The following is a 6,498-nucleotide window of genomic DNA, read 5'->3' as shown; positions in this document are numbered from 1 at the left end:
GAAGCGACCCTAGCAGTGACGTAGTCACGCCCTAGTAGCGAAGCGACCCTAGCAGTGACGTAGTCACGACCTAGTAGCGAAGCGACCCTAGCAGTGACGTAGTCACGACCTAGTAGCGAAGCGACCCTAGCAGTGACGTAGTCACGCCCTAGTAGCGAAGCGACCCTAGAATCGAGGCATTAAGTTAGAACTGGTTTTCGAAATAACTTTCGATAATTAACACCGCTGACACGGCATCCACTTGGCCTTTAGTTAATGCTTTAAAACCACCCAATTCGAATAAGCGCGCTTTGGCATCTGCAGTGGTTAGGCGTTCATCTTGGGTGGCAATCTTGACACCAAATCGACCATTAATTCGATTAGCAAATTTTCGGGCTCGTTGAGTCATCTCTTGCTCAGTGCCGTCCATATTTAATGGCAAGCCAACAACCACAAGATCAGGTTGCCATTCTTTCAATAATTTGTCGATATCATCCCAATTAGGGATGCCATCAACCGCTTTAATCGATAATAAAGGCGTGGCACTGGCAGTGATGGCTTGACCGATAGCGACACCGATACTTTTGGTGCCATAGTCGAAGCCTAAAACGGTTTGTGGTTGCATGTATATCTCTTTGTTTGATCTTTAGAGGACGCTTTAAAAGTAACAGCCTAGAGCGCTACGCTGCTAGGACGCTTCGCGGCTAGATTCTATAAATCTTAGCAGCGCAGCGACCCTAGCAGGACGAAGTCCGTCCTAGAAGCGCAGCGAACTATTGTTAAGCATGGCCTATTTGACTCGACATTTGCCAAATATCGAAACCGAGTTGTTGGGTGGCCGACTGCCACATTTGTTCAGGTTCTACGTTAAATAATAACTCGGCCGAAGCTTTGATCGTTAACCAGGTATTGTCGGCAATCTCTTGTTCTAGTTGATTTTTACTCCAACCCGCGTAACCGAGCGCAACCACAAAATTTTCTGGGGATTTGTCTGAGCCAATCGAGGCCAATATATCTCGCGAAGATGTTAGCATTGTCTCCTCACTGATTTCAGTACTATTGAGCCAATGTTTTTGCGGCGTATGCAGTACAAAGCCTCGCTCCGGAGCAACAGGGCCACCAATGAGCACTTGGCTGTCGAGGGAGAATAAAAACTCAGGCGATAAATACAGCTCCATTTGCTCAAGCAGCTCTTCAATCTCCAAACCTATTGGACGGTTAACAATGATGCCCATCGCCCCCTTTTGATCATGCTCGCAAATGTAGATCACTGAGCGTTCGAAAAATGTATCATCTAACGATGGCATGGCAATTAAAAAGTGGTCTTTTAAGCTATCCATATTCTCTCCCCAATAGTGCGTTAACCTTGGGCTTGTTGGTCTTTCCAGATGATTTTTACCGCGATTTGTAGCCATGTCATACAAGGCAGAACTTGTTGATGTAGTTATACTAGATCAACAGGCGATAACGCAGTATAAAGCCGCTAAAAAGATTGCCCGAAGGGTTCGAATAAATATTGACCACCACAGACCAACAAGCCCTAGTATTATCCACCCGCCAATTTCACGGTGAAATTCAACTTCTCTAATATGGATTTTATTTGTTCGCGATTGTCGGTTTGTACCTCAATGCAGAAGTCTTTCACTGTACCACCGCAGCCACATTGTTTCTTCAGTTTTTGCGCTAACTCTTTTAAGGCTTTTTCATCTAACTCGAGCCCTTTAATCACACTAACGCCCTTACCTTTTCGGCCTTTACTGTCTTTGTGGATCCGCACGATACCATCACCGCTTGGTACTTCAACTTGCGGTTTAGGTTGTTCAATACGACCTTTATCAGTGCTATAAACTAATGCGATATTAGGATCTATTCTCATATGATTTCTTTAGCAATAAAACTTTATTTGAGTTTAACAAATCATAAAAGCAGAGGCGAGCAGTGAAAAGCAATTAAAAGAATGATAACGAGCGGTGGAAAGCGATGACGAGCAAAAGCCTAGAGCGCTACGCTGCTAGGACGCTTCGCGACTAGAGACTATAAAATCTTAGTAGCGAAGCAACCTAGCAGTGACGCAGTCACGACCTAGCAGGACGCAGTCCGCCCTAGTAGCGAAGCGACCCTAGAACCCTTAAAGAAAAGGTTTAACAAGATTTGCCATCATATTGATATGATCATCATTGTCATTTAAACATTCGATGTATCTAAAGTTTTTGCCACCAGCATCTTCAAATACGTGACGATTTTCACCCTTAATTTCTTCTAAGGTTTCTAAACAATCGGCACTAAATGCTGGGCAGATAACCGCGATATCGGTAACACCTTTTTCAGGCAGACTACCAATGGTTACGTCTGTGTATGGTTGTAACCATTTAGCTTTGCCAAAGCGAGACTGGAATGTTGCCACATACTCATCTTCAGTTAGGCCTAATTTTTCTACCACTAAGCGAGTTGTCTTCATACAAAAACAATAATAAGGATCGCCTAAATGCAGATTACGTTCAGGCATACCATGATACGACATCACCAGTTTTTGTGGTTTTCCGTGTTGTTCAAAATCTTTTTCAATCGATGCTGCAAGCGCATCGATAAGATCAGGGTTGTCATGGTAGGTGTTAATAAAGTGCAGTGCGGGGATATAACGCCATTTCATTAATTCTTTGGCTAAAGCATCAAATGCCGAACCCGTTGTTGGAGCCGCGTACTGTGGGTATAAAGGCAAAACCACTAAATTGTCTACACCTTGCTTGTGCATTGCTTGCAGGGTACTGGCCGTTGATGGAGAACCATAACGCATAGCCAAATGGACGCTCACATCATGCCCTTGCGCGTGTAAATGATTGGCTAGTTTGGCTTGCTGACGTTGGCTAATGTCGAGTAGAGGCGAACCGGCTTCGGTCCACACTTGTTTGTATAAGGCTGCTGATTTGGCTGGACGAATACGTAAAATAATCCCGTGAAGAATAATCATCCATATCAGTTTTGGAATTTCGACTACTCGAGGATCCGCCAAAAACTCAGCTAAATAGATGCGAACAGCTGATGCGGTTGGTGCATCTGGTGTACCTAGATTTAATAATAATACACCGGTTTTGCCACGCGCTTTGTGACCGGTTTCTTTATCTAGCCCTGAAAATCTAGCCAAAGTATCTTCTCCGTTATTAGTATGGATTTATAAATACATCACAGTATGAGTAACTTGTGAGATGAAATTATAATTATATCGCTTTCGATTAACACAAAAAGAGCGCTAGTTATCGATTTGATGATCAAATCTATCGGCGCTCTAAAACGTCTATTTAAATTAAACTATTATCTCGATTAAATAGCTATATTAGTTAACGCTATCCTAAGTTAACTAACATAGCTAACTCATTTGGATAAGCTAACCACTTATAAAACGGACTCAATCGCTTTTATCAATTCATCGCTATCGGGTTTAACACGAGAGCTAAATTCTTTTACCGTTTTGCCATCACCTGAAACAACATATTTGTAGAAGTTCCACTTTGGCTGGCCACTTTTATCACCTAAATATTTAAACACTGAGTTGGCTTCACTGCCTCTCACGGGTGATGTTGACACCATGGTAAACGTAACACCATAGTTGATGAAACATACATCTGCGGTTTTAGCTTCGTCTTTTTCTTCTTGGAAAAAATCATCTGATGGAAAACCAATGACCACTAAACCTTTGTCGGCATATTGCTTGTGCAAGGCTTCAAGTGCTTCAAATTGAGGTGTAAAGCCACAATGGGAGGCGGTATTAACAATTAATACTGCTTTACCTTGGGTGAGTTCACATAAATTGACGTTTTCTTCGGAGTGTAATTTGCGGGCTTCAACATTGAGATAATCAGGACAACTTGCAGCGAAAGCCCCTGCACTGAGGGTAAACAAGCCTGCTGCGGCAATAAATTTAATCATGTTAAGTGTCCTTTTCTCAAAGTGAATAGGCACCGCTAAATAAATTTATCGGTGCCTAATGAAGTATCAATACATTATACGCGATACTTTTTTATTGAGATCAAAACCTTTTAGAAATAGAAACCAATATTGATGTTTAAGCGAGAATGCCATGATGTATCACCATTATTGATTCCAACGCCTGGACCATCAACAAACCACATATTTTTACCGGCAATCCAATCTACATAAGAATAAAATTTACCTGCCGTGATGGCAACACCAGTCACATTCTGGATAGAATCATCAAGCCCTTGACCCGATGCCATTACCTGACTGTAATCGTTGTAAAAATTTACATTAGAGATTGGACCCCAATCAACGTCAATCGATTTAGCAATGTTAACGGTAGCGACATCGGCTTGTGCAGCAATTTCAAATGGATATTGAAATGCACTCAGCGCAATACGTTCACTGTTGTCGATATCATAGTCATAATGAATATACTGTAATTGTAATTGCCATTGTTTCCAGTCAAGTTGCCAATGCGCTGCAGCGGCAAGACCATTGGTGTCTTCTCCTACTACGGTAGCGGCATCAGCCATAAAATCTAATTGGCTGTATTGTAATGAACCACCTAACTTATGAGTCACTTCACCAGAGGTAAATTCTCGTTCAACTCGGGCGTTGATTTGTCCAGCCTCTTCATATGGTGAATCGGCTGTTGTGGCCGCATCAAATGAGTAACGATCATAATTAGAACCGTCGCCAATTTCGTCATTAGCAAAATACGCCAAGTCATAGCGCCAACCATCTTGTTCATTTTTGTAATGGATACCGGCATCATAATCATCTTCAAAACCAAGATAATAGGTTGCGCCGAACCAAAATGAATGGGCGGCATAAGGTAATAAGCCAAATGGCACTTGGGTTACACCCACTTGTACTGATTGGGCTTCATCAAATTGATAACCCATGTATGCATGATGCACTACGTCCATATTTTCATACCAACGATACTGAGCAGAGGCGAATAAGCCATCTTTACTCTTGTAGTTAACATCTGCACGGAACAGTTCAAACTCAAGTTTGGAGTTATTGTCGTAATCTTTCCAACCGTAGTTCACGCGCACTGCACCGCCGATATCGACTTCATCTGTGACTGGTACTGCTGAGGCCGCGAATGGAAACAAGATTAGCGAAGATAAGACGGTGACTTTTTGCCATAACTGCATGAAACATCCTTGAAAAACAATTTTATATAACGTGAAAAAATGTGTAACAGACAACGTAAAAATACGAATAAGGTTACTGAAAAAAAGATTTTTAATGTATTTTTGTTATCGCAACTTTCACAACAATAGTCATGATAACCACAGTAATGATAACAATAATGGTGACCATGGTAACAAAAAAGGCCGTAAGATGTGACTTACGGCCTTTAATAATAAACAGCTTGATGAATTATCAGCTTATTGACTGACTAAGATAATCACTAATCCATGTCTAGAGTAATGCCTTCCATTGTCCCTGACGACGCGGCTTCATTATTTTGTAATTTAATCATTAAGCGTAAATCATTCGGTGAATCGGCATGATGTAATGCGTCGGCATAACTGATTTCGCCTTCTACATACAAATCGAGCAAGGCTTGGTCAAATGTTTGCATGCCTTGTTCGCGTGACTTACCCATAGTTTCTTTAAGTAAATGTAACTCGTTTTTGGCGATCAAGCTGGCCACTCGAGGAGTATTGATTAACACTTCAATGGCTGCACGACGCCCGGTTCCATCTGATTTAGGGATAAGCTGCTGCGCGACAATACCGCGTAAATTTAATGACAAATCAAATAGTAGTTGGTTGTGCTTACTTTCTGGTACTAAATGCATAATACGATCAAGTGCTTGGTTAGCATTGTTGGCATGCAAAGTTGCCATACATAAGTGGCCAGTTTCAGCAAATGACAATGCAAACTCCATGGTTTCTTGAGTACGAATTTCACCAATTAAAATCACATCAGGTGCTTGGCGCAATGAGCTTTTAAGCGCGGCATCGAATGATTCGGTATCAATGCCCACTTCACGTTGCGTAATAATGCTTTTACGGTGGTTATGGACAAACTCAACAGGATCTTCAATGGTCAGAATATGTCCGCGAGCATGTGCATTGCGGTACCCCACCAATGCAGCTAACGATGTTGATTTACCAGTACCGGTGCCACCTACCATGATGATAAGACCACGCTTACTCATCACCAAATCTTTTAAAATCGCAGGCAGTTTTAAGTCGTCAACTTCAGGAATTTGGGTTTCGATACGGCGCATAACGCAACCGGCTGATTCGCGTTGCCAAAAGGCACTGACACGAAAACGGCCTAAATCTTTTGCCGCAAAAGCAAAGTTACACTCGCTAGTATCGTGAAACTCTTTCTTTTGTACATCACTCATTAAAGATTCAACAAACACCAGCGACTGTTCTGGGGTTAATTTATCTTCGGATAACTGACGTAACTCACCATCAATTTTGGCGCTGGGTGGAAAACCGGCAGTGATGAATAAATCAGACGCTTTTTTTTCCACCATCAAATTTAAAAATGGACGAACATCCATGATCCCAG

The 6,498-nt window shown here is 42.0% G+C and carries 7 protein-coding genes; all 7 read right to left on the bottom strand.

The window, feature by feature from the left end:
- Positions 1-184 precede the first annotated feature (184 nt).
- Positions 185-604, bottom strand: a complete 420-nt coding sequence (gene ruvX / locus H5114_RS07395) for a Holliday junction resolvase RuvX (RefSeq protein ID WP_011638297.1) — start codon at positions 602-604, stop codon at positions 185-187.
- Positions 605-758: 154 nt separating this feature from the next.
- Entirely contained in the window at positions 759-1,319 is a 561-nt protein-coding gene (locus tag H5114_RS07390; protein ID WP_124017190.1) for a YqgE/AlgH family protein, read from the bottom strand.
- A gap of 206 nt (positions 1,320-1,525) precedes the next feature.
- A complete protein-coding gene (yciH, locus tag H5114_RS07385) occupies positions 1,526-1,855 on the bottom strand; it encodes a stress response translation initiation inhibitor YciH (protein ID WP_124017189.1) in 330 nt (109 codons plus the stop codon).
- Between the two features lie 252 nt (positions 1,856-2,107).
- Positions 2,108-3,121: a ferrochelatase gene (gene hemH, locus H5114_RS07380; RefSeq protein WP_124017188.1), complete on the bottom strand. Its 1,014-nt coding sequence runs from the start codon at positions 3,119-3,121 to the stop codon at positions 2,108-2,110.
- 248 nt (positions 3,122-3,369) lie between these two features.
- The gene (locus H5114_RS07375) at positions 3,370-3,903 is read right to left on the bottom strand and encodes a glutathione peroxidase (protein WP_182698372.1); all 534 of its coding nucleotides are present in this window, start codon (positions 3,901-3,903) and stop codon (positions 3,370-3,372) included.
- Between the two features lie 110 nt (positions 3,904-4,013).
- The gene (locus H5114_RS07370; RefSeq protein WP_124017186.1) at positions 4,014-5,117 is read right to left on the bottom strand and encodes a hypothetical protein; all 1,104 of its coding nucleotides are present in this window, start codon (positions 5,115-5,117) and stop codon (positions 4,014-4,016) included.
- A 260-nt stretch (positions 5,118-5,377) separates the two neighbouring features.
- A complete protein-coding gene (locus H5114_RS07365; RefSeq protein ID WP_124017185.1) occupies positions 5,378-6,490 on the bottom strand; it encodes a PilT/PilU family type 4a pilus ATPase in 1,113 nt (370 codons plus the stop codon).
- Positions 6,491-6,498 lie beyond the last annotated feature (8 nt).

It is taken from the genome of Shewanella sp. SR43-8 (assembly GCF_014163775.1).
Lineage (GTDB): Bacteria > Pseudomonadota > Gammaproteobacteria > Enterobacterales > Shewanellaceae > Shewanella > Shewanella vesiculosa.
This window is presented reverse-complemented; position numbering and strand designations above follow the sequence as displayed.